This window comes from Pseudomonas anatoliensis (assembly GCF_017976235.1).
In the GTDB taxonomy this organism is placed as follows: Bacteria; Pseudomonadota; Gammaproteobacteria; order Pseudomonadales; family Pseudomonadaceae; genus Aquipseudomonas; species Aquipseudomonas anatoliensis.
The window spans coordinates 328,929-353,496 of record NZ_JACVHC010000004.1 but is presented as its reverse complement, the minus strand read 5'-3'; the positions used below and the strand labels follow the sequence as shown (position 1 = coordinate 353,496).

Sequence of the window (24,568 nt, the reverse complement as noted above, 5' to 3'; positions counted from 1 at the left end):
GTGTTGTGTTGAATTATTGTCTGAATCCCAGCATTTTGGAAACCATCCCAGCCATACTTTTAGTATCCTTCGGTATCCACCTTCCGTAATGCTTTCGCACCATGGTTGTATCGGTATGTCCCAACTGCCGCGCCACCCATTCGACCGGAACGTAGCTCGATAGCATCTGGCTGGCAAATGTATGGCGGCACTGATTGGCACCTCTGTGGCGGACTTCTGCCTTTTTCAGGTGGGCGGTAAACCAATTGCTCAATGTTTTGCCATTCCAAAGTAAGCCGCTGGTGGAACTGCGGAAAAGGAACTTCACTTTCACATTTTTTGAGGTGATGTTGTCGCGTTGGATCACCGTGATCTCTTCGGCTATTGCGTCCTTGGCGGCAGCCATAATTTCCCGCATAAGTTCGAGCGCTGGGTCTATCAGCTCAACCGCTCGCACCCTGGAGCGCTCCTTAGGTACTTTGAATTCGCCGATGACCAATGCCCGGCGAACGTGTACCAGGCCGGCTTGGAGGTCGACGTCTTCAGCAGCCAGTCCGATAAGCTCGGACAGAGACAGCCCGGCCCAGCAGTTGAACTCAATCATTCGGGCATCAGCTCGCCGGCCGGGGTCCGTTTTACCGATCAGCTCGATCTCGGTGCGACTGAAGGGGTCAGCGTGCTCGAGGTCGACGTCCGCCCCGACGTTGCTGATCCGGTCGAGTGGGTTGGCTTTCAATATTCCGTCACCGAATGCGTCGGCCCAGACGCCGCGAACGACGGTGAAAATGTCGTTCACTGTCTTCGGGGCCAGGCCTTGCTTCAACAACTGCGCTTGAAAAAGCTCGATGTCGCTCTTGCTGATGTCGACGATCCGACGCTTACCGAATTTCTTCTCAACGTGTACTGCTTTGCTCACGTAGTTGACGACGGTGCTTGATGCTTTGAGCGCGTACTGAACCTCTAGCCAACGATCTATGCCTTCCTTCACTGTACGCTTCAGCGAAGGGCCGCCAGTGCCTGTGAACATTGCAGCCCTGGGCGATTTCGGAAAGTGTGCCGCGTAGTCGAAGCGACCCTCTTTGATTTCTGCGAGGATGGTCCGACGCTTGTTATCCGCGTATGCGATAGCGGCCTTGTTTACTTTTGAGATTCCTTCCAGTGGTTCTCGGCACCGTTGGCCGTTGAAGATGAACCAGATACGCAACTGCTTGCCATTCATCTCAACGCCGGTCGGCATCTTATCGATCATGGTTTCCCTTCCATCCAACGCTCAATGGCTGCGCGGTTGTAGACGATTACGTTAGCCGGGTCATACCGCCAGTGTTTGCCCTCAAGCCACAGGCCGCGGGTGCGGTACTTGCGGACTGCTTCGGTGCTCAGGCCGAAAACCGGGTACAGCAAGTCTTGGCGGAACCAGGCGCCAGGTGTGATGTGGAAGTCGATTTTCTCTGCTGCACTCATTGTGATTTCTCCGCTGCTCGCCGGGCGATGCCTTCGGCTTGGCGCTGCTTGCTGCATTGTTGATGGTTGCCATGTGCTCGCGAGGTTTCGCACTTGTCGCAGATGGTCTGTAAGTCGAGAGGTGGCATTTGCCCTCGACGAATTCGAACCGTTCGGCGAAGCGCTGTCATGAAGTCACCGGAGCACGAAGGGCTGCCATGGCAAGCGCTTTATCACGCAGCTCAATCGTGTCTCTTTCGAGTTTTTTACCTGTGCGGAAGGCGGCGAACGTCTCGGCGGCAATCCGAAGCTTCTCGGCGATGTCGAGTAGCGCCTGACGATCGGTTTCGCCGAGGGCCAGTCCGCCTTGAAGGCGCTTGCTGAATTGCGCCAGGCGGGCGTAGTCAGCCTTAATGAAGTCGAGGGAAGCCTTCAATTCGCGAATGGTCTTTGCGCTTTCGGCCCGCTGGATCGCATCGCTTTCTTTCATGCCTGCGGACATACCGTCGTTATGCCCCATGAAATAACCGGCCCAGACAAGTAGCCCGGCCAAGATGATCAGGGCGATGAGTACGTAGATTTGAATTGCAGTCATGTGCTGTGTACCTCAGTAGATCCCTCCGCCGGGATACTTGGTGAGAGGCCGGCGGAGGGGGGATTGGTGTTGTTAACCCAAGTTGAAATTGCCAATAGTCAATTGCGCGCCGCCCCCGACTTCGTGCTGCACGACTTCCTTGAATTCTTGTGCCAAGTCTTCGCGAAGCTGTTCTTCTCCAATCCAGCGCAGGCGCAGGAGGGGTTTATCCCCACCAGTAAGAACGGCTACACGCAGGCGGATGATCTGGACTTTCAGCCCTTCATATGGCTCGACGGTGAACAGGAATTCAGCAGGCAACCCTTCTGAGGACTTCGCCTCAATCTGGTCCATCGCTGAACGGGAGGCGCTTAGGTCGCCGACGATGTGTTCGCTCTTGCGTGCTTGCTCGATGCTGATGGAGCGGATGGCACTCGCGGCTTTTCGCAAATCGATGGGAGTGTCATCAGCCGCGAGGGCTTGGAGATTCGATGCCCAATCCTCGATCCAATCGCTGAGGTCTTTCTGTGCGAACTGAATGGAGGCTGCACGCTCCAGCGCCCGGAAAGCAGCAGTTTTTCTCAAGTTCAGGGTGGCGGTGAAGTCGCCGTGCCCTGGTGACTTGGTGTCGCCCAGGTTGAAAATGACTGTGCACGACATTGCTTCGGCGTCCACAAAACCAGACGCGACAACTTCGGCACTTTGCGTCATAACGTAATTGCCGAAGTCCAGCAGCGAGTGAGTAGTGAGCGCGCCGCGGAACCGGCTACGAGCGGCTTGAAATTTCTCGATGCTGTGGATCTTCTGGTCAGACGGCAATACCAGCGCTGGGGTGAAAGTATCCAGCGGCTTGGCATAGGCCAGAACGGCGGTGTCCTGAATCAACTGAATTGCTTTGGCTTCCATTGAATCGACTTCCTTTGGTGAGAGGTTTGGAATCGAACGGTTTAGGACTTCGCGTGAATCGGGGCGTCGTCGCGGTTGAATAGCTGACCGGCGCGGGGGGCTTCGGCGAACAAAGTCAGGCGACCGCCCTCATTGACGTGCATCGGGGTATCGAGGGTGGTGTCCTCGGTACGGCTGCCGCGTTTGGTAGGCACCTTATAGGCGAGCTTGTGATTGACGGTGACTTGATGACTGTTGGCGATCTGCTTCAAGGTGAAGGTCAGAGTGACCGAGCCGACCTTGCCGTTATCAACTACTCCCGATGCCACTTCAGAAAGGGCGTGACCGATCTGATTGGCGAAAACGCCTGCGTTGAGTTCGCCGATGAATTCGGCCGTATCCGTAGGTTTCATGTGCTGTGCCTATTGATGTGCGATTTGTTTGCCCCTGGACGGCAGAGGCGACCGTTGAAATCAAGCCGCTTGCTTTGCCGCTTGGGCGTCGAGGAACTCGGCCAGGTCGTGCAGGTACACCACTCGTTGTGCACGAGCCGACCCGTGCAAACGCTTCACGACCAGCGCGATACGACCTGCCTTGATCTCTGCCAGTAGGTAGCGGTCGGTGCGAATGTGTGCGAAGTACTGTTCCCGAACAGCGGCTAGGGTCGGGCATGGAGTAGCGAACTGACGTCGCAATTGTTCAAGTGTGTTGCTCACGCTACGTTCTCCCCGAACCCCTCCGATGGGGGCAGCAACTTGAGGCGAATCAGCTCGGCGAGGCCTTCCTTACTTTTGCCCATTGCAGCCGCACAAATGTTGCCCTTGGCGTCAGCCACTACCGCGCCGAATGGGTACTCAGGCGAGTTTGTGGGCGTAACGTAGGCGACTTGCCCGTCAAGGATCACGTTGTTGACGCAGCGGAATACCTCGGCCAACTCGGTGCTTAGTACGGGCATGCTTTCCAGTAGTTGGATGGCTTCCGTCGAGGCGCCAACAAGCGTTGCGCGGCTGACTACCCCCGGGCAGTTCAAGTAGATCGGGATCAGCTTCAGGGCGCCGAGGGCTTGCGTGTAGGCATTGAGGTTGTTGGTTTTCATGCGGCGGCGTCCTTTTTAGTGATGGCGATTCCCAGCTTCTTGGCCAGCCATTCAACCCCTTCTTCCTTCACCATCACCACTGAGTAATGACGGCACTTGTTGAGGGATGGAATCAGGGTGCTGCGCGGATCCGAATACAGATAGCCGCGATCACGGTGCTGGCTGGCTAGATCGCCACTGCTGTTGAGAATGCTCAGCTCGCGCAACCTGGTGCGGAAGGCGCGGGGCTTGAGTCCGAGCAATGCGGCTGTTTCGTCCAGGGTGCGATTCATGGCGCAGTCCTCAGGCAGCGATCAGTTTGCGAACGCGGGCAAGCAATGCTTCCGAGTCCGCAAGTGCTCGATCAATTTGCGCCAGTCGGCCGGACTGCTCGGGTGGCGCGGGTTGAGCTGATTCAATTCGGCCGTTCGCAATGTCCTGGATGAAATCCCGCAGATGAAGGTGATTGGCTCGGTCCGACCGCTTGAGGGTCAGTTCGCCGGTGTGACCTCCCAATTCAACGCTGACGACTGCGCTGTTTTGAGTGAGCTCCACATCAAACCTTGCATAGATGGTTTGCTCTGGTCGTTGAAGAGGGCACACGGCACCTCCACCAACCTGGAGCATGTGATGCAACAGATCTTGTTTAGTGAGGGGGATGAGGTAGTTATTCATGCCGCGTCGTCTCCGAGTGGCCCGGCAGTGGCTTCGGATGCGTTAGCGATAATGACTGGCCTGATAGCGGCGGGACGGCCCTTGGGGTTGCTGACGACGAGAAGTCCCGTGCGAAGCTGTAGGTCTTCAACTGCGGCGCGACTGCAGCATGCGGAGGGGTGCAGGTAAACAGGGCAGCGGGTGTCGCTTTGCTGTGTGATTTGCATGGTTTGATCTCTTTGGTGAGAGGTAGATTCCGATGCAAAATTAGTGTTACTGATTTAATATGTCAACAGTATCACTTATAAAACTTGGTAAATAAAATTAGTAGACGAAAAAAAAGACCCTTACGGGCCTTTGGGGAGGGATCTCTTAAAGCATTACCGAATACCAGAAAACCTTCCCGATGATACGAATGTGCTGTTGGACGTAGTCGCCATCGTAACGTTCGTCCGGGTGTTCCTCGGTGTTGTAGCTCCGTAGGCGCAAACCTGAGCCTGGCAATCGATAGAGAAGCTTCACGCGCAACTGTCCGTCATGATCAATGGCGTACATCTTGCCGTCCTGAACGACTGTATTCGCGGTGTCTACACCCACGGTACTGCCATCCGGAAGCACTGGCTCCATGCTGTTCCCAGTTACTGGAGCGCAACCAGCAGAAGCAGGATCGATGCTTTTTCTTTTGAGAGTACGTTTCCCGAAGCGAAGCTTACGTCCATTTGTTTCAAGCCTAACCTGAGATCCATTACCCGCAGACAATTCCACTTCCTTAAAGAATGGCAGCTCTACTTCATCAGGCCCGAGCGGGGTCTCGTCATCCCACACTTCAATCTGATGCATTTCCCAGTCGGGGGTTCTTGAGCTTTCATTGCCGCCCTGCGAATGCCGCAGGCGGGGCATTTTGGCGAGAGCAGCGAGACGTGGACTTACCTCTTCAAGCGAAAAGCCCAAGACATTCGAAAATTTGATCAGCGCTCCGATGTTGAGAGGGATTCTGCCATTTAAGTATTGGCTGACAACGCTTTGCCCAGCCCATTCGCACAGATCGGCGATTTTGTCCTGGGTAAGGGAGGGATCATGCCGTTTGCGATCCTGATAAATAGCCTTCAAGCGCATGGCTTCGGCTTTTCGGGTCTCGTCGTCGGCAGAAAAGGGTATCGAGGTAATCATGCATCCCAATTTATAAGGAAGACTTATTTTATCAAAACAGCAAAACGTCTTTTTTCTTGCTGTTCAAAAGAAGTAACACTAATATCCATGCCGCAACGCCCATTCGAGGAAACGTGGATGGCAAACGAAATAGGAATTCCTTTGGGAGATTTCGCCGAGGGTAAGACTCAACCAGAGCTGGCTTTACTGATCGGGGTATCGCAAAGCGCTGTCTCTCAAATGCTCAACTCAGCTCGGGATATTCGAGTTCGGGTTGATGAGAAGGGGGCCTGTACAGCGGTAGAGATTCGTCCAATCGGATCGCGCCGCAAGGTCAGGGCCGCTTAAAAGGTGTCGAGCTGGGGCCTCTCACCAAAGAATCCCCCAGCCCGACTACGACGATACACAGCACATGCACATCGGTCGTGGTCATAGGATAGGGTTTGCCCTAGGCTATGGCTACACCGTAAACAGGGGATTTACGGTTATGAGTCGCACAGATCTTTTGCCGGACGCTGGTCCGGTCCTGCCACTACGCCAAGCGATTTATCGCGCTGGTCGTGACTACAAGGGCGGAATCACCGCCCTTGCCTTTGAAATGGTGTTGGACAACGACACCCTCCAGAAGAAACTCAAGCTCGATGAAGAACGCCGCTGGCTGAATCCAGATGAGCTTGAGGAAGTTATCAGGCTGACCGCTGATCCACGCCTGCTGGACGCATTGATGCGTCCAGCAGGTGCGGTTTGGTACCGGCCCGTGCCCGTACCGGCAACCCGTGATGCCTTGAAAGCGGTTGGTAAGCTACTCGGGGAAACCGGTGAATTCGTGGCCAAGATGCACGACGGCGCGGCGGACAACGTCTGGGAGCTTCATGAAGTCGTGGATCTCGAAAAGCACGGAATGGATGTGATACGCGAAGTCCTTGGAATCATGGCGGGCGCTCGTCAGGCGATGGAGGATCGCATCAATGGCTGATGATATCGACCGCGCAAACGAGCAGGCGCAATACCTGCTTGATGTTGCTATTCATCGCAGTCGCCGCGTGCCATCGAGCCGCGTTAGCGCGCAGTTCTGTGACGACTGCGACGAACCAATCCCGTTGCTTCGACAGCAGAAGGTTGAAGGTTGCGAGACCTGCGTCTCTTGTCAGGAGTTGCGGGAGGCCCGGCGATGAGTGAAACGGGCAAAGGAACAGCCATCGCTATATGGGCAAAGCGTTACATCAGTACTTTTGACCTGGCACTCGTATCAATTGATCCAGGTGAAAAGGCTCCGAAAGGCCTAGGGTGGAATAAGCCCGGAGGCTATATCACCGACGCCGACACGGCCGAGGCGTTCTGGCAACGAAACCCAAATCACAACCTTGGCGTCGTGCTGGGGCCGAGCCGCGTTTGTTCATTGGATGTTGATGACGTTCAATGGACGCGACATGTTCTGTATGAACTGTTGGGCCTTGACCTTGATGCGATGGCAGTAGTGTTCCCGACTATCGTCGGGAATCCGCTGCGATTCCGGGTAGTGTTCAAGGTGCCGGAAGGCATCGAACTCACGCGTCATTCACTTTCATGGCCGAATGAAAAAGACCCGGACGGTTCGATTTTCAAAGGGTTGATGGACAAGGCCAAGGCTGCGAAAGAGCAAGGTGATCTTGCCGCAGAAGCTGCTGCACGAACCGAAGCCGAGCCGTTCAAACGCTTCACGGTCTTTGAACTACGTGCGGGATTGGTGCAAGACGTATTTCCACCATCAATTCATCCCGGTACCGGCAAACCTTACATCTGGAAAACCGCTCCAAGTGCTACTGACGGGCTGCCGAGGCTGACCAACGAGCTGCTTACCATTTGGCAGAATTGGGAGTTTTTTAAGCGAGATGCTGAAGCTGCGTGTCCATGGGCGGTTGCGCCAACGAAGCCACCGGTCAAAGCCCAAAAGCGTCCTGCACTCGGTGGCGGCAAACGGCCCTCGGTAATTGATGAATTCAACCGTTGTCACGATGTTGCGGAGCTTCTTCGTGCCCATGGATACATCAAGCGAGGCAATAAGTGGCTGTACCCTCAAAGCAGCACCGGTCTGCCAGGGGTGACGATCAGTGAGGACAAGGTTTATTCGCACCACGGTGCTGACCCTCTCGCGAACGGGCATCAGAACGACGCCTTTGAAGTGTTCTGCTTACTCGAGCACGGTGGCGACCAGTCGAAGGCTGTGAAGGATGCTGCGCGAATGTTGGGCATGCAACACGCCGCCCGTCCAGATCCGAATGATCTTCCCCCCACCCCATCCGGTGAATTGAGCGGGCCGATCTCCGATGAAACATGCCCGTCCAGCGAGGCCGCTCCTGCTCCTGACGGGGGGGCGGGGGAGGTCATAACGTTGGACCACATTCTGCGTCGTTTCGCGTTGGTCGAGGGCACCACGCACGTGTGGGATTGCGACCAATCGAAGGTAATGAAGAAGTCCGCCTTCGAAGCTCGTGTGGGCAAGCCACTGGCCAAAGCCTGGTTGGACGACACCGGAAAGAGGCTGATTTCTGACGATCATGTTCGCGAGATCGAGCAGGCGCGCCGTATGGCCGGGAAGAAAGGCGGTGCATTCGGGATGTCTCCAACCGATCGCTACGTTTACATCGATGGCACCAAAGACGTTTGGGATCGGGAAAAGAAGCGGCGTATAGCCGAGGGCGCGGTGAAGATGGCGCTGGGTGACACTTACCCGCTGTGGTTGAACAGCAGTGAGCGCCGCACCGTCGATGTTGAACACATCGTGTTTGATCCGACCATGACGAAGGATCCTGCGGTGTACATCAATACCTTTGACGGGTTGCCGCTTGAGCCAGTCAGGGATGATGCAGCGTGTGCCAACCTGCGTTGGCTGATTTCATTTCTTTGTAACCACGATGAAGCTGCAACCGATTGGCTAACTCGCTGGCTGGCGTATCCGCTGCAGCACCTGGGCGCCAAGATGGATACCGCTGTGTTGATGCATTCGATCATGGAAGGTTCGGGCAAGAGCCTTTTGTTCGCTGACGCACTCGGCATGCTTTACGGCCAATACGCGGCGACTGTTGGTCAGACGCAATTGGAAAGCAGTTTCAACGCGTGGCAAAGCCGCAAATTGTGGTCCGTCTTCGAAGAGGTGGTCAGTCGCGATCAGCGTTACAACCAGGTGGGCAAGATCAAGCACTTGATCACTGGTAAAACGGTGCGGATGGAGTCGAAGTTCATTAATGGCTGGGAAGAAGCCAACCATATGAATGCGGTATTTCTCAGCAACGAGATTCTTCCGTGGCCAATCAGCGACAGTGATCGACGAATGCTGGTGATGTGGCCTATGGAGACCCTGCCAGTCGCAAGGCAAAAGGCGATTGGTCGTGAACTGGAGCAGGGTGGGGTGGCGGCGCTCTACGGTTGGTTACTGTCGGTCGATCTAGGGGACTTCAACCAGCGCACGCGGCCGCCATCGACCGAGGCGCGTGAGCGTTTGGTGGCCTTGAGTCGGGCCGGCTGGCAAACATTCTTGCATCTGTGGAAGTACAGCGAGCTGGGGCATGGGCTTTGGGGACCGTGTCTATCGACCGATCTCTATTCGTTATTTCTCGAATGGTGTCAGCGCAATAAAGAGCACGTGATGAGTCAGACCAAGTTCTCTCTATTCATCAGTTCTGAGGTGGATAAAACGCGGGCGATACCCTGGACTGACGGCAATAACCGTCGCTTCGGCGCGTTTTTCTTTCCTGTGGATCTGGATGCTTCCCCGCCCCCATCACTCAAGGCGGCAGAGCTGGGCAAGCAGGTGGAGAACTGGCGGGCGAAGGCCAAGCTGGCGGGCTGGCACGTGGACAGCTGGGATCACATCAAGGCGCTTGCAGCATGACTATTTTCAAAAGTGTGTTGGGTGTGTTGAGTGTGTGTCGGGTTGATTTTGAATACCCCACACAATTTGAGTGCCCGAATTACATGCCTTCGCGGGTGTTGTGTGGGGTGTGTTGGGTTTTGTGTCGCGCACGCGCATGCATGACGTTCTTTGCAACGAATTCAACGGAAGGAATTTTTTCTTATGCGACGACTGATAAACCCAACAAACCCAACACACTAAACACAAGTTTGATTGAAGCATTGAATTTAAAGGGATTTATGTGTGTTGGGTTTGTGTCGGGTTGGGCTATTTCTGTGTCGGGTTGGGTTTTACGGGGGCAGGGCAATGATTGAGGCGATGGAGTTATTGCTGAAACATTGGGGCGAGCAATGCCGACACGGCGGTGAAGCCGGAGGCATGGGTAGCCCGATGGCGACGATCATGGAGTGGGGCGGTTGCGCGCCGCGAGGCACACCCGGTTCTCGGATCCTTCTCGGCGGTGGTGCGGGACCAGATGCAATTGCGCAGGAAGTTGGTGCCGCCCTTTCCGAGATAGCCCGGCAAGATGGTCGGGGTGAAAGGCTGCAACAGTTGGCGGTTATGCGTTATGGCTTTGACCCTGCACCAACATGGGCAGCGCAGTTGCACGAACTGGGCTACGTCTCAAAGGCGAAGCAAACCTACTACGATCTTGTACACCGCCTTCATGTGCGACTCTTTGAGGTGCTGGCCGAGCGGAAGGACGCACGAAAGTGGCTTACCGTTGGTCGGGGCGCTTTGCCTCAAAGTCTCCTCAAAGTTGCCTCAAAGTTGCGTCAAGTTGGATAACCGAAAATGCCCCCTTTTCGGTTCCGTACTCAGGGGGTAAAAAGTCCCCACGATATGGATTCTGCGCCTTGGCGCTTCCCCGAGCACGTGCTGTGCACTTCGTCCTGGCGTATGCCGCGACATTGAAAACCCTGCCCTCCGGCGGGGTTTTCTTTTTTGTGTTCGGCATGCTCTTTCACTTGAGGCACAACATGACAAATGAGCAGCAAGCGCTGGCAGAAATGCCGATCTGGTTGGTGATCGTCCTGGCTCTGGTCGGCGGCGTATCCGGTGAGATGTGGCGAGCAGACAAGGATGGTGCCCGGGGCTGGGCGTTGATGCGTCGGCTTGCGCTTCGATCCGGTGCCTGCATTGTCTGCGGAGTCTCGGCAATGATGCTGATGATCGCGGCGGGCATGTCGCTCTGGACGGCTGGCGCCTTGGGTTGTCTCACGGCAATGGCCGGTGCAGATGTTGCCATCGGCTTGTACGAACGCTGGGCTGCCAAGCGGCTTGGCGTGTGCGATGTCCCGCCGAATGGCGGCGGACCAGCCTGAAACCGCCGGGGACCCTGGGGTTATTCGGAGGGTACGGGGTCGGAAACCCGCGGGATCTTGCGAGTGGCTGAATTTTCCACGTTGGTTGACAGAGGTTGACAGAGGTTGACGGCCCTAGGTTGACAGGAGGTTTACATGACCGTTTTGAGCCGAACGGAATACGCGGCCAGCAAGGGATGGTCTCGCCAGTACGTCGGCAAACTGGCCAAGCAAGGCCGATTGATTTACGCCTCGGATGGCAAGATCGATGTCGAAGCCACCGATCAGTATTTAGAAATGACGGGCGATCCAGCACGCAGTAACGCAGGTACACGAATTGCACCGGCTATCCGTACATCAGTCCAGCATATTGAGACTGGCCCTTTAGTCCACAGCGCTGTCCCTCATGCAGCGCCGGACTACCATCACGCTAAGACCCGACTGGCTCTCGCGCAGGCTGAGCGGGCTGAAACTGACCTGCAAAAGATCACCGGCGACTTGGTGGATAGGGAAGTCGTCGATGAAGCGGCGTTCGTGTCAGGGCGCATGACACGTGACTTGCTATTGAGCTTGCCGCCCAAACTCGCTCCAGTGTTGTCGGCTATGACCAACACTTGGGACATTGAGAAGCACCTTCTTAGTGAAATCCGCCAGGCTCTTGAGGAGGCTGAGCGACTCTCCACCGAAGATTTCGACCACGCCTTAGCCCTCGGAAACTGATCCCATGGATACCAAACTTGCAAACGGTGCCGAGGTTTACCGTACGGCGTACTTCCGTGGACTGCGGCCAGAGCCTGAGCTGTGGGTCGATGAGTGGGCAGATGAGTACATGCGGATTCCGCGCGACACAGGTGCTGCTGAACCCGGCCGTTACCGCACGTCCCGGACGCCTTATGCACGCGAGCCTATGCGTTGTCTGTCGCCCGCACACCGCAGCAAACGTGTAGTCACCATGGTGGCTTCCCAGTTGATGAAAACCCAAATCGCGCTCAACTGGATTGGCGGGCTAATCCACATGGCTCCGTCAAATATCCTGACGCTGCTCCCAAGCTTGGGCCTGGCCAAACGAGTGTCGTCGCGGATCGGAAAGACCATCAAAGCCACTCCAGTTTTGCGTGGGCGAATCGCAACCGGGCGAGATGCGGTGAACACCATGGATACCAAGGAATTCGAAGGTGGTTCGCTGTATGTTACAACCGCCGGCTCTGCTGCGAACCTATCTGAGCTATCGGCGCGCTACATTTACGGCGATGAAATTGATCGTTGGGAAGTCGACATTGGGGAAGAGGGAGACCCGATTGAACTGGCCGAGACACGTGCCAGTACTTTCGGTCGCAACGCAAAGTTCTATTTCTCCAGCTCGCCCACGATCAAGGGAGCTTCGCGCATTGCCGATCTGTTCGAAGGCAGCGACCAGCGGCACTACTACGTCCCGTGCCCAGACTGCGGCTTTATGCAGGTGCTTGAGTGGGAGCGGCTGCACTACAGCGAGGACTTGAGCGCAGTCCATTACGAGTGTGCTGGATCCGATTGTGACGTGCTGATCGAGGAACACCACAAGGGTGAGATGCTCGCTAAAGGCGTATGGCGTGCGCACGCGGAAGGTGATGGCGAGACGGTCGGGTTTCACCTTAATGCTCTCTATTCACCACCTGGCTGGATGGATTGGCGTACTTTGGCGATGCAATTTGAGAAGGCGAAAGTCGCCCAAAACAAAGGCGACCTCGAACCCATGCAGGTGTTTTATAACACCCGTCTGGCCAAGGTCTGGGACAGTGCGCAGGAGCAAACCAAGGCCGAAGTGCTGATCGCTCGGGCACGTCTCGAAACCTACACCCTCGGCGCGATGCCGGCCGGTTCACTGATGCTGACTGGCGCCGTCGACGTCCAGGCCAACCGCTTGGAGCTGATGGTGATGGGCTTCGGCATCGGCATGGAGCGCTGGGTTGTTGATCACCAGATTATCTGGGGTGACCCGGCCGACGAGCGAACCTGGGCGGTGCTGGATGAAAAGCTTAAGGCGCGGTATCGGCATCCCTGCGGCGTGGACTTGGCGATCCTCGCCACCGGCGTTGACTCCGGCGGTCACCACACCGACGAGGTTTACCATTTCTGTCGCGTTCGTCGCTGGCGCAACGTCTTCGCCATCAAAGGGGCGAGCAAGCCGGGCAGGCCGGTGATCGCTCAGCGCCCTTCCATGGTAGACGTGACCTGGAAAGGCCAGACCGAACGCAATGGCGCCGAGCTGTGGTTCGTCGGTACCGACACCGCCAAAGACTGGATTTACAACCGCTACCCGTTCCCGGACGGGCCGGGGTGTCTGCACTTTGCCAACGACCTGCCGGACGAGTTCTTCGCCCAGTGCGTAGCCGAACGCAAGGTCGCCCGCTACGTGCGCGGTCACAAGCGCATCGAGTGGGTCAAGGGCAAGGCCGAACGCAACGAAGCGCTCGACCTGATGGTGTACTGCTTGGCCATGGCTCATTACTTGGGCATCAATCGATATCAGGAACACGATTGGGAGCGGGTCCGACAGTCACTGGCACAGGCCGGTTTGTTTGATGACGCGACAGGCATGAAGCCCGTTCAGGGCGAACGTGTCTCTAGTTCTACACAACCAGTTCCGGTCGCCTCTACTGCGCAACCCGCACCGCAACCTGCAGCACCGGCCTCGACTCCGCGCCCGGTTGCGGCATCCCCTCTACGCCGCAGCTCTGCCAGTGGCTACCTGAAGAGACGCTGATATGTCATTTACGAAAAAGCACCTCGACGCGGTTGAGGCGGCCATTGCTCGCGGTGAAAAAACTGTGCGCTACACCGACCGTACCGTGGAATACCGCACGGTCGATGAGCTGCTGAAGGCGCGCGAAGAAATACGCTCGTCGCTGGCCAGCGCCGCCGGGCCACGTTCGCGCGTGGTCCGGCTGTACCACGCAGGGAAGGGGATCTGATGGCCCGCCATTTTCCGACGCTGACCCGTAACGGATTTGTGCTGCCGTCCAACATCAAAGCCAGTTACGAAGGCGCTGGTGAGGGCCGCCGATCCACTGGCTGGGATGCACCCGACAACGGGATCAACAGCATCAACACCCCGGCACTGCGCAATTTGCGCTCGCGCTCCCGGGCAGCGGTTCGTAATGACCCGTATGCCTTCAACGTGATCGACAAGCGCGTCAGCAACTTGATCGGCACCGGCATCACGCCTAGGCCGACAACCGACGATGATGCGTTGCGCAAGCTGCTGCAAGAGCTGTGGGGCGATTGGGTTGATGAGTCTGATGCGGATGACCGCACCGACTTTTACGGCCAGCAGGCGCTGGTGGCGCGCACGGTGGAAACATCGGGTGAATGCTTTATTCGCTTGCGTCCTCGCAGTCGGGATGAAGGCTTGGCGGTTCCGCTGCAGTTGCAGATTCTGGCGCCGGAGTTTGTGCCGCACGACAAATTCGAGAGCACCAAGAACGGCAACATCATCCGCGCCGGCATCGAGTTCACGCCCGGCGGCAAGCGGGTAGCGTATTGGATGTACATGTCGCATCCGCGTGACTCGGCCTCGTTGAACGCCGGTTACAACCAGCTAGTGCGAATCCCGGCCGCGCAGGTGCTGCACATCTTCGAACCGGTCGAACCTGGCCAGTTGCGCGGTGTGCCGCGATTGTCGCCGGTGCTTAAGCGCCTGCGCAGTCTGGACAACTACGACGACGCGGTGTTGTTCCGCCAAGAGGTGGCCAACCTGTTCGCCGGTTTCATCAAGCGCCCGGCGCCGGAATCGGGACCGGTTCCACGCGATCCGGTCACCGGCCAATTGCTTGATCTGGACCGTGACGATTTCACCCCCATGGTCGCGCTCGAGCCCGGCACCATGCAGGAGCTTGGCGCGGGCGAAGAGGTTGAGTTTTCCAAACCGCCAGACGCCGGCAATAACTACCCGGACTTCATGCGTCAGCAGTTGATGGCTGCAGCAGCGGGATCGGGCACGCCTTACGAAATCCTCACCGGCGACATGCGCGGGATCAACGACCGAGCCCTGCGGGTAGTGCTCAACGAGTTCCGGCGCCGCCTGGAGCAACTGCAATTTAGCGTGTACGTGCATCAGCTCTGCCGCCCGGTACGGGCCGCGTGGATGGACATGGCGGTGCTGTCGGGTGTTCTGGTGCTGGACGATTACGCGCAGAAGCGCCGCCAGTACCTGCGCACTCGCTGGGTGCCACAAGGCTGGGCCTACATCCAGCCGGTGCAGGATGTGCAGGCGCGGCGGATGGAAGTGCAGGCCGGGTTTTCGTCGCGCAGCGAGATGGTCTTGCGTACTGGCTACGACGCCGAAACGGTCGATCTGGAAAATGCCGCCGATCTGGCGCGCGCCACCGCATTGGGCCTCAACTACAACACCCTTGATGCCGTCGAAGACACCGACGACAAGGAGCAACCATGAGCAAAACTGCGAAACCGCGTATTTACAACCGCGCCGGCAAACGCGTCGAGGTAAAGGACAAGACCTGGTATGCCGTTGATGCCAGCGGCGAAGCGGCCGATCGAGTTATCGAAGTTTTCGTCTATGGCGAGATCGGCGCGTGGGGCATCACTGCTAATCAGTTCGTGCAGGATCTGCGCGCCATGGATGACGGCGTTTCACCAGTGGTGGCCGCGTTCAACAGCATCGGCGGCGATTTGTTCGATGGTCTGGCCATGCACAACGCGCTGTCGCGGCTGGGCGAGCGCTGCACTGGTCGCATTGATGCACTGGCAGCGAGTGCGGCCAGCGTTGCCGTGTGCGGTGCACACCGCGTAGTCATCGCGGCGAACGCCATGTTGATGATTCATAACCCCTACACCTATACAGGCGGGGACGCTGAGGACTTTCGCCGGGTCGCTGATGTGCTGGATCAAACCTTGGAGGCGATCATTGCGGCCTATAAGGCCAAGGCGCCCAACATTGACGACGCAGAACTGCGGCGAATGGTTAATGCAGAAACCTGGCTGACTGCCAATGAAGCATTGGCCCTCGGTCTGGCTGACGAAGTCGGCGACGGCATCAAAGTCAAAGCGTGCCTCGGTCAAGGCGCGGTGCTGCAACGATTCCAGCATGCACCGGCTGATTTGCTGGCCCAGCTCGACGAGCCACCTGAAGCGGATCCGGATCTTGATCCTGTCGAACCGCCGCTGGTGCCGCCTGTCGTCGATTCGGCCAAGTTGGCATTGATGGTCACTCAGCGCTGCACGGCGGCGGGCATCAGCAACCTGGTCGAGCCGCTGCTTAAGTCCACCCAGCTTGAAAGCGAAGAGGTCGTTTTAGCCGGTCTGGCACGCGCCAAGGCGGTAAACGACCTCTGCGTGGCCGCGCGGTTGCCGGAATTCAGCGCCGAGTATGTCGCGGCAGGTCTGGACGAGGCGGCGGTGCGGGCGCGTCTGTTCGACAAGATTGTCACCAGCGGTAAGGGCTTCGAAATCGACAACAGTCTGCCGCTGGCGGACGACCTGGCGCCCAAGGTGCTGGCCAAACAACCTGACCCCAACTTGATTTGGGCTGCTCGCCAAGCGGCCCAAACTGGAACCGCGCAAAGCGCGAAAGGAGCAAGAGCATGACCATCAAACAGGAACCGATGCACGCGGGTGAATTCCTGCTGTCCGAAGGCGCCGGCAATATTTCGCGTGAAGCGATCAACGTCGCGGCCGGTCCAGCGTTGTGGCCGGGACAAGTCCTCGGACTGGTGACCGCCTCCGGCGAATTCGCACCGTACAACCCAACGGCTGAGGACGGCACCGAAAACGCTGTCGCCATTCTTTACGGCCCGCTGGGCGAATCCGATGTGGTGCGTCGCGGTCGCGCCGTGGTGCGGTTGGCCGAGGTCAGTGAAGCGCATTTGACCGGCCTCGATCTGGCCGCCGAGAAAGCACTTGCCGCGCATTTCGTGATCGTCCGCTAAGTCGATCCTTTTTTGTATGCATCCCGCCGCGTGCGGGATTTTTCGTTTCTGGAGAGTACCCATGGCCGATATCGCCATTTTTGACGACGAAGCGTTTACCGTTACCTCGCTGACCGCTGCACTCAATGATCAACCCTACCTGCCGGGCCGCATCAGCGCCTTGGGTCTGTTCCGCGAGGAAGGCATTACCTCGCTGACCGTGCAGATTGAAAAGGACGGTGACACCCTGGCACTGGTGCCGGCCGGTGAGCGCGGTGGTTCTGGCCTGGTGGTTGCTGCGAGCAAGCGCAACCTGATCCCGTTCAACACCGTGCACCTGCCGGAGCGTTTCACGATCAAGGCGGATGAGATCCAAGGCATCCGCGCCTTCGGTACTCGCACCGAGCTGCAGGCGGTGCAGGACGTGGTCAATGCGCGTCTGGCTAAGGCGCGTCGTCAGTTGGACGCCACGCATGAGTTCCAGCGCATGGGCGCACTCAACGGCCAGATCCTCGACGCTGATGGTTCGACGGTGTTGCTGGACTTGTATGAGCGCTTCGGTGTGCAGCGTCAGAAGATGTCCATGGGGCTGACTAAGGCCGATACCGAGCTGCGGGTCATGTGCGGTGAGGCTCTGGACATGCAGGAGGATGCGCTGGGCAGCGTGACCAGCACCGGTTCGCGCGCTTTCTGCGGCAAGAACTTCTGGAACAAGCTGATTGTTCACAAGTCGGTCAAAGAGACCTACCTCAACAGCCAGCAGGCAGCAGCCCTGCGCGGTGATGCTCGTGAAAGCTTCGAGTTCGGCGGCATCATCTGGGAGCGTTACCGTGGCAAGGTCGCCGGTGTGTCTTTCGTCCACGACGACAAGGCGCTGCTGGTGCCTGAAGGCGTGCCCGATCTGTACATCTCGGTGTTCGCGCCGGCGGACTACATGGAAACGGTCAACACGCAGGGCATCCCGTACTACAGCATGATCGAGCCGTTGCCGATGAACAAAGGGATGGCCGGTGAAGCCCAGTCCAACCCACTGCACATGTGCACTCGACCGCGCGCCCAGATCCTGTTGGAACTCTGACCATGGGCTTTCGCGATCTGATCGCCGAGGTTGACGCGGTGGTGTTCGAAACGCTGGGCGACACCGCGCGGATCGAGGGTCGCGAAGAGCCAGTGTTCGGCATGTTTGCCGCGCCCTGGCTGCAACCCAAGTTCGGCAAGCTCAACACCGGGTTGCGCGAGCCGCGCTTCGAGATCCGCGTCAGCGATTCGCAAGGTCTGGAACAGGGCATGCTGGTCAGCGTTGACCTGCCTGCTCTGGATGGCGGCGGTGACTACGACTTGATCCAGCTCGAACCGAGCGGCGACGGACTGGTCGCCCTGATTCTGAGGTTGCGGCCATGAGTGTCGGCAGCTATTTCAAACCCTCGGCCGGGGGCGGGATGATTTCTATCCAGTCCTCGGCCGCAGATTTTCAGGCGTTCCAGAACTTTGCCAAGGTGGTGCCGAAAGCGGCGGCTGCGGCGCATCGGCGCGCAATCAACAAGACGTTGGGCTGGTTGCGCACGCACATCGCCCGAGCCGTCAGCCGGTCAGAGCGCATTGCTGTTGCAGCGGTGCGTCAGCGGTTGCGCAGCTATCCGGTTTCCGGTGGTGCTGCGAGCGGCAAACTGTGGTTCGGGTTGAACGCCATCGAATCCAGTCGGATCGGCCGGGCGCGGCAAACCGGCAGCGGTGTGTCGGTGGCGGGGCGGCGTTACCAAGGGGCTTTCCTCAAGAAGGTCTACGGCAACAAACCCGACATCTGGATCCGCACAGCCAGCAAGCATTTCAACGGGGACGATTACCCGGACAGCACGGTCTCTCCCGGTCGCGGGGCGAGTTCGGGCTGGGTCGCCGAACACGGCAGTCGTTTCCCGCTGGCCAAAGCCAAAGTGTCGCTGGAGCAGGCCCGACCGCATTTCGACAGTTGGGTCAAAAAGGCCGATGAGCGTCTGCTGGAGATTCTCAAGCAGGAACTCAACTTTGAGCTGCAGAAATACCTTAAGAGGATCGGCAATGTCTGACGAACCGTTCAGCCTGGACCAGCTTTATCGGGCGGTAGAACAGTATCTGCGCGCTCACCTTCCTGGCGTGCAGGCCGTCACAGCCTGGCCAGACATTAAGGATCGCGTGTTGTTGCCAGCGGTATTTCTGGAGGTGGCCGAGATCGAGCCGGGTACCGATATCGGCACTGGCGAAACCTCGCTGGTCTGCAAGTTCGAGGCTCGGATCATTGTTGACCCGATCAAGCCGCACCATCATCAACAGGCCGTGCAATTGGCGACCCAGTTGGCGGTGCTTCTGCGTGCGCAGACGTGGGGGTTGGCAGTTGAACCCGCCGAGTTTGTGCAATCGCTGCAGGACTGGACCCAGCCGCACCTGGATGGATACACCGTGTGGCTGGTGGAGTGGACTCAGCAAGTCTATCTAGGCCCGGAGGAATGGCTCTGGCCTGACGAGCCGCCGGGCATGTTGCTCATTGGATTCAACAACGACGTCAAAGAGGATTTTGTACCTGCGGAGGATGTGTGAGTAGCTACGCGAGTGCCCAGCACGACCGCATGATTGCGGGGGCGGTAAAGGCTTGCTACGTGGTCGCGGTAGATCTGTCCGCATCGCCGCCAGTGTGCAGGGTATCTGATGGTGAGTGGACCAGCGCCTGGGTGCGCTGGCACAGCATCGCGGCGGGAAAGGCCAGGCATTGGCGGGCGCCGTCCATGGGCGAGCAGGGCAGTTTGATCAGTCCCAGTGGTGACGTGTCACAAGGCACGTTTGTCCCGGGCTTGTATGGGAATGCCGGACCTCCGCCGGACAACCGCGACCACGTCGAGGTTTGGCGCTTCGATGATGGCGGCTCGCTGATCTACGACTGGCAGGCCAAGAGCTACAGCATCACCCTGCCGAGCGGTACGGTGACCATCAAAGTGGCCAGCACGGAAGCGGTTGTTACCGATGCCGCCGTGAACGTAACCACCGGCAACATCAATCTGAAAGCGGCGGTGATGATCGACGGCGCGCTGCACGTCACCAAGGGCATCACCAGCGCCGGCGCAATCATTGATGCCACCGGCAACAGCAATCACCACACGCATTAATTTCAAACCACCACAGCCCGCCCAGTGCGGGTTTTTTCGTATCTGGAGTGTGCCTTATGAGTAAGTCTAGAACTGATGGCGATTCCGCCGGGGTATCCGAAGCCATTGCTGTTTCGGGATTGAAACCGGCGCCGCTGGGTTTTCCTGCTACTGCTGACGCGGTTGAACCCATCGGACCACCGCGCGTTTTTCGCGACAAGGTTTTCACCTCGCGCACCTTGATTATGCCCGGCGGCGGCACGCTTGCTGTTGTCGCTGGTCGTGTTGCCGCATGTGGTGATGATCAATATGCGTTTTTGAAGGCGCATCCAGACCTGGAGCAATTGCAGGAGTAATCAAATGATCGGAATGGATCGCCACACCGGCCAGCCCATTTCCGGCATCGAGCATTTGCGCCAATCCATCCCAGACATCTTGGGCACGCCGCTGGGCAGTCGCCGGCACCGTATGGAATACGGCAGCAAGCTGCGCCGGTTTGTCGATTTGCCCGTTAACGAGGGCTGGAAAAGCGCCGTACAGGCTGAAGTCGCCCGCGCTCTAGGGCGCTGGGAGCCGCGTTTGAAGCTGGATCAGGTGCGCGTCATTTCCGTCATTGGCGGGCAAATCAATATGCAAATCGTCGGGAAGTACCTGGGCGACAGCGTCACGTTGGAGGTGGCCGCATGAGTACCGTTGATCTGTCGTCGTTGCCGGCACCGACCGTGTTGGAGCCTCTGGACTTCGAAGAGGTTTATCAGGATGGGCTGGGCGTGTTTCGCGGGTACATGGGGGGCAACTGGACGGCCGCGCTGGAAAGCGATCCAGTGGTCAAGACGCTTGAGGTCGGGGCTTATATCAAGGTCGGCAACCGCGCTCGGGTCAATGACGCCGGCAAGGCGCTACTGCTCGCGCACGCCATTCGCGGTGACCTCGATCAGTTAGGGGCTAACGTCAATCTGAAGCGTCTGGTTATCCAGTCCGAGGATCTGCTGGCGGTGCCGCCGGTGCCCAAGGTCATGGAAGAAGACGAGCCGTTTCGCGAACGCATCCAGTTGGCCTATGAGGGCTTGACCACGGCCGGCCCGCGTAACAGCTACATCCTGCACGCGCGTAACGCCTCGGGGCTGGTGGCGGATGCCACGGCTGAAAGCCCGAAACCTTGTCACGTTACGGTAACGGTGCTGGGGCTGGACGGGGAAGGGGAAGCACCGCCGGAGCTGCTGGCGACGGTGGCCGCTGCGTTGAATGACGATGACGTGCGCCCTGTCGGTGATCGGGTGACCGTGCAGAGTGCGCAGGTGATCCGCTACGAGATTGACGCCATCTTGCATATGACCGGCGCCGGCCCGGAAGTGGATGCCAGTTTGGCCGAAGCGAAAAGCCGATTGGCCGGCTGGATCAATCCCCGCAAGCGGCTGGGTGTTGAGGTCGCACGCTCCGCTGTTGACGCTCAGTTGCACGTCGCCGGCGTTGCCCGGGTTGAGTTGGTTGGGTGGCAGGACTTGGCCCCGACCAAGGCTCAGGCGGCGTTCTGCACGCGCTACAACGTGAGGCTGGCGGGCTGATATGAAAAGTCTACTGCCGCTTAATAGCACGCAACTGGAACGGGCCATGGAGGCCGCGTTTTTCGAAAAGACGATTGTCCCGCTGCGCGACCTCTACAACCCCGACACCTGTCCGGTGCATCTGCTGCCGCATCTGGCGTGGGCGTGGTCAGTGGATCGCTGGGATTACCGGTGGAGTGAGGCGACCAAGCGCGCGGCCATTAAGGCGTCGTTCTACATCCACAAGCACAAGGGCACCATCGGCGCATTGCGCCGCGTGGTCGAGCCGCTGGGCTACCTGATCGAAATCGTCGAGTGGTTCCAGACGGTGCCCGAGGGTGTGCCGGGCACTTTCGCGCTGAAGGTTGGCGTTCTCGACACCGGTATCACCGAGGAAATGTATCAGGAGCTTGATCGCCTGATCGACGACGCCAAGCCCGTCACCCGGCACCTGACCGGGCTGGCTATCAGCCTCGAAACCAAAGGCGATCTGAACATTGCCGTGTCCCTTTATGACGGCGACGAAATCGACGTTTACCCACCCGTCATGCGTGACATCGAGGTCACCGGCAGCTTTGGCGTGGTCGGTCGCGAACACACCATAGACACCCTGGACGTTTATTATGATTGATGCGAATTCGCAGTTTTTCGCGATCCTCACGAACGTGGGGATGGCCAAGCAGGCGAACGCCGACGCGCTCGGCATTGCCTGGAAACTCACGGAAATGGGCGTTGGAGATGCCAACCCGGGCGGGCTGGCTGATCCGCCAAATCCGATTCCGTCGGCCGCTCAGACCAAGTTGCTCAACGAGTGGCGGCGCAAGCCGTTGAATCAGCTACGGGTTGACCCGGTCAACTCGGCAGTGATCATCGCCGAGCAGATCATTCCGGCCGATGAGGGCGGTAAGTGGATTCGCGAAATCGGCCTCTACGATGCCGACGGCGATCTGGTCGCGGTGGCCAACTGCGCGCCAAGTTTCAAGCCGTTGCTGTCGCAAGGCTCGGGCCGCACGCAAGTCGTGCGCATGAATTTCGTGGTCACCAGTACCGGCAACATCACGCTGAAGATCGATCCGGCGGTGGTGCTGGCGACCCGCGAGTATGTCGATTCGCGCATTCTGGATGAGCTGAGCAAGCTTGACACTAAGCAGTCTGTTCGCGTGGCCACCACGGCCAACATCAATCTGGTTGGCTTGCAGACGATTGATGGTGTCGCGCTGGCCGCCGGTGATCGGGTGCTGGTGAAAAACCAGACTGCCGCCAAGGACAATGGCCCCTATGTGGCAGCGGTTGGCGCCTGGGCGCGGGCCAAGGATGCCGACAACAACACGAAGATGACGCCGAATCTGACGGTGGCTGTCGAGGTTGGTGCGACGCAAGCTGACACGATCTGGCAACTGGTGACCGATGGCGTGATTGTCGTGGGCACCACGGCGCTGACGTTCAAGGACATCACCGACGGATTCGCCCGACTGTTGTCGCCAAGTTTGGCCGGGAATCCGACCGCTCCAACGCCGGCACAATACGACGCCAGTAAGTCGATCCCGACGACTGATTTTCTCAAGCGGCGAGGGGTTGAATATTCGGCCACCAGTTGGTTATTGGCGAGCACGGTTCTCTCGGCGGCTCACGTCGGCGGGTATCACACATTTGCAAGCCCGGCGCCAGTTACAGCCACGCTGCCGCCGATGGCTGGCATTCCTCAAGGCGTCACCATCGGGTTGGCGAATACGAATGATGGTGTGGTTAATGTCGTAGCCGCTTCTGGCGAAACCATGTACATCCCGACCGGCGTCATTGGCGCTTTGTCGTTGGGCTTGGGCGATACGGCTGAATTCACTCAAGTCGGCAGCCAGTGGCGTTTAAGCGGCGGAACGGTGGCGTTGCGATTTGCCGGGACAATGAGCGGGGCACATTTTCTCACTCAACCCCAGTTTGACGACAGCAATAAGCTGGCCACGACGGGGTTTGTGAGAAGGGCGAGCGGAAGTTTCAGCGGGCAAACGAACATCACTACGGCTACCGCCAGTTTGACGTCTGCAATGGCGGGGAGTCGGATCGTAGTCTCCGTGTCCGGTGTTCTGACGCTGCCGGTGTTGTCCACCATTCCTATCGGGACAAAGTTCTATATCCAGAACTCCGCATTGGGCGACGTCGCGGTTAACCGACAGGGTGCGGATGTCATTGTTGCGCTAGCCAATAGCTTGACCAGCATCACTATTCCGCCGCAGTCAGTCGGTGTTTTGGCGCGCGGGGAATCTAACTGGGTATTTGAGGAGGGGCCTGCGGCTCTCAAGTACGCCACGGAATTTGCTTCCAGCATCGGCGCCTCAGGTTGGGCGCGGCGTCCGGACGGGCTGATCGAGCAGTGGGGCGTCGGTGTCACGGATGCCAACGGTTATGTTTATGTGTCTTATCCGCGTGCATTTACCAAGGGTGTGCGGAATGTGACGCCGGTACATCTCGGCTCCGCCCCCCTGCTGCATGCGGTCATGGACGTAGGGTTTACCTTGCAGGGTTGCAGAATTCTTGTGAAAAACTCGGCGGGTGGTTCTTCGGCAAATTGGCAGGTTTTCTGGCGCGCATTGGGAGATTGAACGTGGAAAAGATTATTTACTTCAGTCCGTCGACCTGTGGCGCGTATGAGCCGGCGTTTCACGGTGGTGATATGCCCGAGGACGTGGTCGAGGTGGCCGAAAGTGTTTGGCTGGGCTTGCTTGCTGAGCTGGAGAGCCAGCCAAAAAAAATGTCGTCGCGACCTGATGGCCAGCCGGTGCTGATTGATCCGCCGCCGCTCGATTTTGACGAGCAGGCGGGTGTCGAGCGGGCTTGGCGTGATGCGCAATTGGCGCTGTCCGATCCGCTGGTTTCTCGACACCGCGACGAGATCGACGAAGGCGGTTTGACCTCGATCACGGCCGAGCAATATACCGAGCTGCAAGCCTACCGCCGGCAGTTGCGCGACTGGCCGCAAGGCTCGCAATTCCCGCTTGTCGAACACCGGCCGCCGGCGCCGACCTGGCTGTCAGCACAACCCGACTAAACGCCCCGCACCG

Annotated in this window: 34 protein-coding genes; 24 read left to right on the top strand and 10 right to left on the bottom strand. The window is 58.3% G+C overall.

Going from position 1 to position 24,568, the window contains the following annotated elements; genetic code table 11:
• Window positions 1-13: 13 nt before the first annotated feature.
• From ICA16_RS15230 to ICA16_RS15185, 10 genes are all read right to left on the bottom strand, one after another.
• Window positions 14-1,228 carry an Arm DNA-binding domain-containing protein gene (locus ICA16_RS15230; protein WP_210700935.1) on the bottom strand — a complete coding sequence of 405 codons (1,215 nt, stop codon included), beginning with the start codon at window positions 1,226-1,228 and terminating at the stop codon, window positions 14-16.
• Window positions 1,225-1,440 (bottom strand): excisionase family protein, encoded by a 216-nt coding sequence (gene xisR / locus ICA16_RS15225; RefSeq protein WP_073473060.1) that lies wholly within the window; start codon window positions 1,438-1,440, stop codon window positions 1,225-1,227. Before xisR ends, ICA16_RS15230 begins: the two co-directional genes overlap by 4 nt.
• A 166-nt stretch (window positions 1,441-1,606) precedes the next feature.
• The gene (locus ICA16_RS15220; protein ID WP_210700934.1) at window positions 1,607-2,014 is read right to left on the bottom strand and encodes a hypothetical protein; all 408 of its coding nucleotides are present in this window, start codon (window positions 2,012-2,014) and stop codon (window positions 1,607-1,609) included.
• Between the two features lie 72 nt (window positions 2,015-2,086).
• Window positions 2,087-2,899 carry a DUF2303 family protein gene (locus ICA16_RS15215; protein WP_130910898.1) on the bottom strand — a complete coding sequence of 271 codons (813 nt, stop codon included), beginning with the start codon at window positions 2,897-2,899 and terminating at the stop codon, window positions 2,087-2,089.
• 41 nt (window positions 2,900-2,940) lie between these two features.
• Complete coding sequence (locus ICA16_RS15210) at window positions 2,941-3,291, bottom strand: hypothetical protein (RefSeq protein ID WP_073473053.1); 351 nt, start codon at window positions 3,289-3,291, stop codon at window positions 2,941-2,943.
• A gap of 60 nt (window positions 3,292-3,351) precedes the next feature.
• Window positions 3,352-3,594 (bottom strand): pyocin activator PrtN family protein, encoded by a 243-nt coding sequence (locus ICA16_RS15205; protein WP_073473050.1) that lies wholly within the window; start codon window positions 3,592-3,594, stop codon window positions 3,352-3,354.
• On the bottom strand, window positions 3,591-3,974 hold the full coding sequence (locus ICA16_RS15200; protein WP_210700933.1) for a hypothetical protein: 384 nt from the start codon (window positions 3,972-3,974) through the stop codon (window positions 3,591-3,593). Before ICA16_RS15200 ends, ICA16_RS15205 begins: the two co-directional genes overlap by 4 nt.
• Window positions 3,971-4,246: a hypothetical protein gene (locus ICA16_RS15195; RefSeq protein ID WP_210700932.1), complete on the bottom strand. Its 276-nt coding sequence runs from the start codon at window positions 4,244-4,246 to the stop codon at window positions 3,971-3,973. Before ICA16_RS15195 ends, ICA16_RS15200 begins: the two co-directional genes overlap by 4 nt.
• A 10-nt stretch (window positions 4,247-4,256) precedes the next feature.
• Complete coding sequence (locus ICA16_RS15190) at window positions 4,257-4,628, bottom strand: hypothetical protein (protein WP_210700931.1); 372 nt, start codon at window positions 4,626-4,628, stop codon at window positions 4,257-4,259.
• 351 nt (window positions 4,629-4,979) lie between these two features.
• A complete protein-coding gene (locus ICA16_RS15185; RefSeq protein ID WP_228734187.1) occupies window positions 4,980-5,777 on the bottom strand; it encodes a LexA family transcriptional regulator in 798 nt (265 codons plus the stop codon).
• On the opposite strand from ICA16_RS15185, the gene ICA16_RS28460 reads away from it, so the two are divergent.
• The 24 genes from ICA16_RS28460 to ICA16_RS15065 all read left to right on the top strand — a co-directional run bounded on the left by ICA16_RS28460 (window position 5,685) and on the right by ICA16_RS15065 (window position 24,555).
• Window positions 5,685-6,104 carry a Cro/CI family transcriptional regulator gene (locus ICA16_RS28460; protein WP_210700929.1) on the top strand — a complete coding sequence of 140 codons (420 nt, stop codon included), beginning with the start codon at window positions 5,685-5,687 and terminating at the stop codon, window positions 6,102-6,104. The two genes, ICA16_RS15185 and ICA16_RS28460, sit on opposite strands and share 93 nt — an antisense overlap.
• A gap of 139 nt (window positions 6,105-6,243) precedes the next feature.
• Complete coding sequence (locus ICA16_RS15175; protein ID WP_095669236.1) at window positions 6,244-6,732, top strand: phage regulatory CII family protein; 489 nt, start codon at window positions 6,244-6,246, stop codon at window positions 6,730-6,732.
• Entirely contained in the window at window positions 6,725-6,931 is a 207-nt protein-coding gene (locus ICA16_RS15170) for a TraR/DksA C4-type zinc finger protein (protein ID WP_101158491.1), read from the top strand. Before ICA16_RS15175 ends, ICA16_RS15170 begins: the two co-directional genes overlap by 8 nt.
• Window positions 6,928-9,627, top strand: coding sequence for a DUF5906 domain-containing protein (locus tag ICA16_RS15165; protein ID WP_210700928.1), 2,700 nt, complete (start codon window positions 6,928-6,930; stop codon window positions 9,625-9,627). Before ICA16_RS15170 ends, ICA16_RS15165 begins: the two co-directional genes overlap by 4 nt.
• The gene (locus ICA16_RS15160) at window positions 9,624-9,962 is read left to right on the top strand and encodes a hypothetical protein (protein ID WP_210700927.1); all 339 of its coding nucleotides are present in this window, start codon (window positions 9,624-9,626) and stop codon (window positions 9,960-9,962) included. Before ICA16_RS15165 ends, ICA16_RS15160 begins: the two co-directional genes overlap by 4 nt.
• Window positions 9,955-10,437: a hypothetical protein gene (locus ICA16_RS15155; RefSeq protein WP_210700926.1), complete on the top strand. Its 483-nt coding sequence runs from the start codon at window positions 9,955-9,957 to the stop codon at window positions 10,435-10,437. Before ICA16_RS15160 ends, ICA16_RS15155 begins: the two co-directional genes overlap by 8 nt.
• Before the next feature lie 191 nt (window positions 10,438-10,628).
• Window positions 10,629-10,973: a phage holin family protein gene (locus ICA16_RS15150; RefSeq protein ID WP_034156347.1), complete on the top strand. Its 345-nt coding sequence runs from the start codon at window positions 10,629-10,631 to the stop codon at window positions 10,971-10,973.
• A gap of 135 nt (window positions 10,974-11,108) precedes the next feature.
• Window positions 11,109-11,672 (top strand): hypothetical protein, encoded by a 564-nt coding sequence (locus ICA16_RS15145; protein WP_210700925.1) that lies wholly within the window; start codon window positions 11,109-11,111, stop codon window positions 11,670-11,672.
• Between the two features lie 4 nt (window positions 11,673-11,676).
• Window positions 11,677-13,695 (top strand): phage terminase large subunit family protein, encoded by a 2,019-nt coding sequence (locus ICA16_RS15140; RefSeq protein ID WP_210700924.1) that lies wholly within the window; start codon window positions 11,677-11,679, stop codon window positions 13,693-13,695.
• Window position 13,696: 1 nt separating this feature from the next.
• Window positions 13,697-13,903 carry a phage head-tail joining protein gene (locus ICA16_RS15135; RefSeq protein WP_210700923.1) on the top strand — a complete coding sequence of 69 codons (207 nt, stop codon included), beginning with the start codon at window positions 13,697-13,699 and terminating at the stop codon, window positions 13,901-13,903.
• Window positions 13,903-15,384: a phage portal protein gene (locus ICA16_RS15130; RefSeq protein WP_210700922.1), complete on the top strand. Its 1,482-nt coding sequence runs from the start codon at window positions 13,903-13,905 to the stop codon at window positions 15,382-15,384. Before ICA16_RS15135 ends, ICA16_RS15130 begins: the two co-directional genes overlap by 1 nt.
• Window positions 15,381-16,535 carry a head maturation protease, ClpP-related gene (locus ICA16_RS15125; RefSeq protein ID WP_210700921.1) on the top strand — a complete coding sequence of 385 codons (1,155 nt, stop codon included), beginning with the start codon at window positions 15,381-15,383 and terminating at the stop codon, window positions 16,533-16,535. Before ICA16_RS15130 ends, ICA16_RS15125 begins: the two co-directional genes overlap by 4 nt.
• Window positions 16,532-16,876, top strand: coding sequence for a head decoration protein (locus tag ICA16_RS15120; RefSeq protein WP_210700920.1), 345 nt, complete (start codon window positions 16,532-16,534; stop codon window positions 16,874-16,876). The genes ICA16_RS15125 and ICA16_RS15120 overlap by 4 nt, the downstream gene beginning before the upstream one ends.
• A 61-nt stretch (window positions 16,877-16,937) precedes the next feature.
• A complete protein-coding gene (locus ICA16_RS15115) occupies window positions 16,938-17,933 on the top strand; it encodes a major capsid protein (RefSeq protein WP_210700919.1) in 996 nt (331 codons plus the stop codon).
• A gap of 2 nt (window positions 17,934-17,935) precedes the next feature.
• Window positions 17,936-18,256, top strand: a complete 321-nt coding sequence (locus tag ICA16_RS15110) for a head-tail joining protein (protein ID WP_186622938.1) — start codon at window positions 17,936-17,938, stop codon at window positions 18,254-18,256.
• Window positions 18,253-18,918 carry a hypothetical protein gene (locus ICA16_RS15105; RefSeq protein WP_210700918.1) on the top strand — a complete coding sequence of 222 codons (666 nt, stop codon included), beginning with the start codon at window positions 18,253-18,255 and terminating at the stop codon, window positions 18,916-18,918. Before ICA16_RS15110 ends, ICA16_RS15105 begins: the two co-directional genes overlap by 4 nt.
• Complete coding sequence (locus ICA16_RS15100) at window positions 18,911-19,426, top strand: hypothetical protein (RefSeq protein ID WP_210700917.1); 516 nt, start codon at window positions 18,911-18,913, stop codon at window positions 19,424-19,426. Before ICA16_RS15105 ends, ICA16_RS15100 begins: the two co-directional genes overlap by 8 nt.
• A gap of 29 nt (window positions 19,427-19,455) precedes the next feature.
• Window positions 19,456-19,989 (top strand): phage baseplate assembly protein V, encoded by a 534-nt coding sequence (locus tag ICA16_RS15095; RefSeq protein ID WP_150592594.1) that lies wholly within the window; start codon window positions 19,456-19,458, stop codon window positions 19,987-19,989.
• Between the two features lie 56 nt (window positions 19,990-20,045).
• Entirely contained in the window at window positions 20,046-20,324 is a 279-nt protein-coding gene (locus ICA16_RS15090; RefSeq protein ID WP_210700916.1) for a hypothetical protein, read from the top strand.
• 4 nt (window positions 20,325-20,328) lie between these two features.
• Window positions 20,329-20,655: a GPW/gp25 family protein gene (locus ICA16_RS15085; RefSeq protein WP_210699646.1), complete on the top strand. Its 327-nt coding sequence runs from the start codon at window positions 20,329-20,331 to the stop codon at window positions 20,653-20,655.
• A complete protein-coding gene (locus tag ICA16_RS15080; protein WP_210700915.1) occupies window positions 20,652-21,533 on the top strand; it encodes a baseplate assembly protein in 882 nt (293 codons plus the stop codon). Before ICA16_RS15085 ends, ICA16_RS15080 begins: the two co-directional genes overlap by 4 nt.
• A 1-nt stretch (window position 21,534) precedes the next feature.
• Window positions 21,535-22,143, top strand: coding sequence for a phage tail protein I (locus tag ICA16_RS15075; RefSeq protein ID WP_210700914.1), 609 nt, complete (start codon window positions 21,535-21,537; stop codon window positions 22,141-22,143).
• Window positions 22,136-24,109, top strand: a complete 1,974-nt coding sequence (locus ICA16_RS15070) for a phage tail protein (protein ID WP_210700913.1) — start codon at window positions 22,136-22,138, stop codon at window positions 24,107-24,109. The genes ICA16_RS15075 and ICA16_RS15070 overlap by 8 nt, the downstream gene beginning before the upstream one ends.
• Before the next feature lie 2 nt (window positions 24,110-24,111).
• Complete coding sequence (locus ICA16_RS15065; protein WP_210700912.1) at window positions 24,112-24,555, top strand: tail fiber assembly protein; 444 nt, start codon at window positions 24,112-24,114, stop codon at window positions 24,553-24,555.
• Window positions 24,556-24,568: the final 13 nt, after the last annotated feature.

Excerpts from the sequence above, each read along its gene's own strand:
- ICA16_RS15190 (WP_210700931.1), bottom strand. The coding sequence starts at position 4,628 with ATGAATAACTACCTCATCCCCCTCACTAAACAAGATCTGTTGCATCAC.
- ICA16_RS15100 (WP_210700917.1), top strand. The coding sequence starts at position 18,911 with ATGTCTGACGAACCGTTCAGCCTGGACCAGCTTTATCGGGCGGTAGAA.
- ICA16_RS15125 (WP_210700921.1), top strand. The coding sequence starts at position 15,381 with ATGAGCAAAACTGCGAAACCGCGTATTTACAACCGCGCCGGCAAACGC.
- ICA16_RS15195 (WP_210700932.1), bottom strand. The coding sequence starts at position 4,246 with ATGAATCGCACCCTGGACGAAACAGCCGCATTGCTCGGACTCAAGCCC.
- ICA16_RS15075 (WP_210700914.1), top strand. The coding sequence starts at position 21,535 with ATGAAAAGTCTACTGCCGCTTAATAGCACGCAACTGGAACGGGCCATG.
- ICA16_RS15145 (WP_210700925.1), top strand. The coding sequence starts at position 11,109 with ATGACCGTTTTGAGCCGAACGGAATACGCGGCCAGCAAGGGATGGTCT.
- ICA16_RS15155 (WP_210700926.1), top strand. The coding sequence starts at position 9,955 with ATGATTGAGGCGATGGAGTTATTGCTGAAACATTGGGGCGAGCAATGC.
- ICA16_RS15090 (WP_210700916.1), top strand. The coding sequence starts at position 20,046 with ATGAGTAAGTCTAGAACTGATGGCGATTCCGCCGGGGTATCCGAAGCC.
- ICA16_RS15150 (WP_034156347.1), top strand. The coding sequence starts at position 10,629 with ATGACAAATGAGCAGCAAGCGCTGGCAGAAATGCCGATCTGGTTGGTG.
- ICA16_RS15170 (WP_101158491.1), top strand. The coding sequence starts at position 6,725 with ATGGCTGATGATATCGACCGCGCAAACGAGCAGGCGCAATACCTGCTT.
- ICA16_RS15140 (WP_210700924.1), top strand. The coding sequence starts at position 11,677 with ATGGATACCAAACTTGCAAACGGTGCCGAGGTTTACCGTACGGCGTAC.
- ICA16_RS15165 (WP_210700928.1), top strand. The coding sequence starts at position 6,928 with ATGAGTGAAACGGGCAAAGGAACAGCCATCGCTATATGGGCAAAGCGT.
- ICA16_RS15130 (WP_210700922.1), top strand. The coding sequence starts at position 13,903 with ATGGCCCGCCATTTTCCGACGCTGACCCGTAACGGATTTGTGCTGCCG.
- ICA16_RS15160 (WP_210700927.1), top strand. The coding sequence starts at position 9,624 with ATGACTATTTTCAAAAGTGTGTTGGGTGTGTTGAGTGTGTGTCGGGTT.
- ICA16_RS15110 (WP_186622938.1), top strand. The coding sequence starts at position 17,936 with ATGGGCTTTCGCGATCTGATCGCCGAGGTTGACGCGGTGGTGTTCGAA.
- ICA16_RS15085 (WP_210699646.1), top strand. The coding sequence starts at position 20,329 with ATGATCGGAATGGATCGCCACACCGGCCAGCCCATTTCCGGCATCGAG.
- ICA16_RS28460 (WP_210700929.1), top strand. The coding sequence starts at position 5,685 with ATGCCGTTTGCGATCCTGATAAATAGCCTTCAAGCGCATGGCTTCGGC.
- ICA16_RS15175 (WP_095669236.1), top strand. The coding sequence starts at position 6,244 with ATGAGTCGCACAGATCTTTTGCCGGACGCTGGTCCGGTCCTGCCACTA.
- xisR (WP_073473060.1), bottom strand. The coding sequence starts at position 1,440 with ATGAGTGCAGCAGAGAAAATCGACTTCCACATCACACCTGGCGCCTGG.
- ICA16_RS15185 (WP_228734187.1), bottom strand. The coding sequence starts at position 5,777 with ATGATTACCTCGATACCCTTTTCTGCCGACGACGAGACCCGAAAAGCC.
- ICA16_RS15230 (WP_210700935.1), bottom strand. The coding sequence starts at position 1,228 with ATGATCGATAAGATGCCGACCGGCGTTGAGATGAATGGCAAGCAGTTG.
- ICA16_RS15095 (WP_150592594.1), top strand. The coding sequence starts at position 19,456 with ATGATTGCGGGGGCGGTAAAGGCTTGCTACGTGGTCGCGGTAGATCTG.
- ICA16_RS15115 (WP_210700919.1), top strand. The coding sequence starts at position 16,938 with ATGGCCGATATCGCCATTTTTGACGACGAAGCGTTTACCGTTACCTCG.
- ICA16_RS15135 (WP_210700923.1), top strand. The coding sequence starts at position 13,697 with ATGTCATTTACGAAAAAGCACCTCGACGCGGTTGAGGCGGCCATTGCT.
- ICA16_RS15080 (WP_210700915.1), top strand. The coding sequence starts at position 20,652 with ATGAGTACCGTTGATCTGTCGTCGTTGCCGGCACCGACCGTGTTGGAG.
- ICA16_RS15070 (WP_210700913.1), top strand. The coding sequence starts at position 22,136 with ATGATTGATGCGAATTCGCAGTTTTTCGCGATCCTCACGAACGTGGGG.
- ICA16_RS15120 (WP_210700920.1), top strand. The coding sequence starts at position 16,532 with ATGACCATCAAACAGGAACCGATGCACGCGGGTGAATTCCTGCTGTCC.
- ICA16_RS15210 (WP_073473053.1), bottom strand. The coding sequence starts at position 3,291 with ATGAAACCTACGGATACGGCCGAATTCATCGGCGAACTCAACGCAGGC.
- ICA16_RS15215 (WP_130910898.1), bottom strand. The coding sequence starts at position 2,899 with ATGGAAGCCAAAGCAATTCAGTTGATTCAGGACACCGCCGTTCTGGCC.
- ICA16_RS15105 (WP_210700918.1), top strand. The coding sequence starts at position 18,253 with ATGAGTGTCGGCAGCTATTTCAAACCCTCGGCCGGGGGCGGGATGATT.
- ICA16_RS15220 (WP_210700934.1), bottom strand. The coding sequence starts at position 2,014 with ATGACTGCAATTCAAATCTACGTACTCATCGCCCTGATCATCTTGGCC.
- ICA16_RS15200 (WP_210700933.1), bottom strand. The coding sequence starts at position 3,974 with ATGAAAACCAACAACCTCAATGCCTACACGCAAGCCCTCGGCGCCCTG.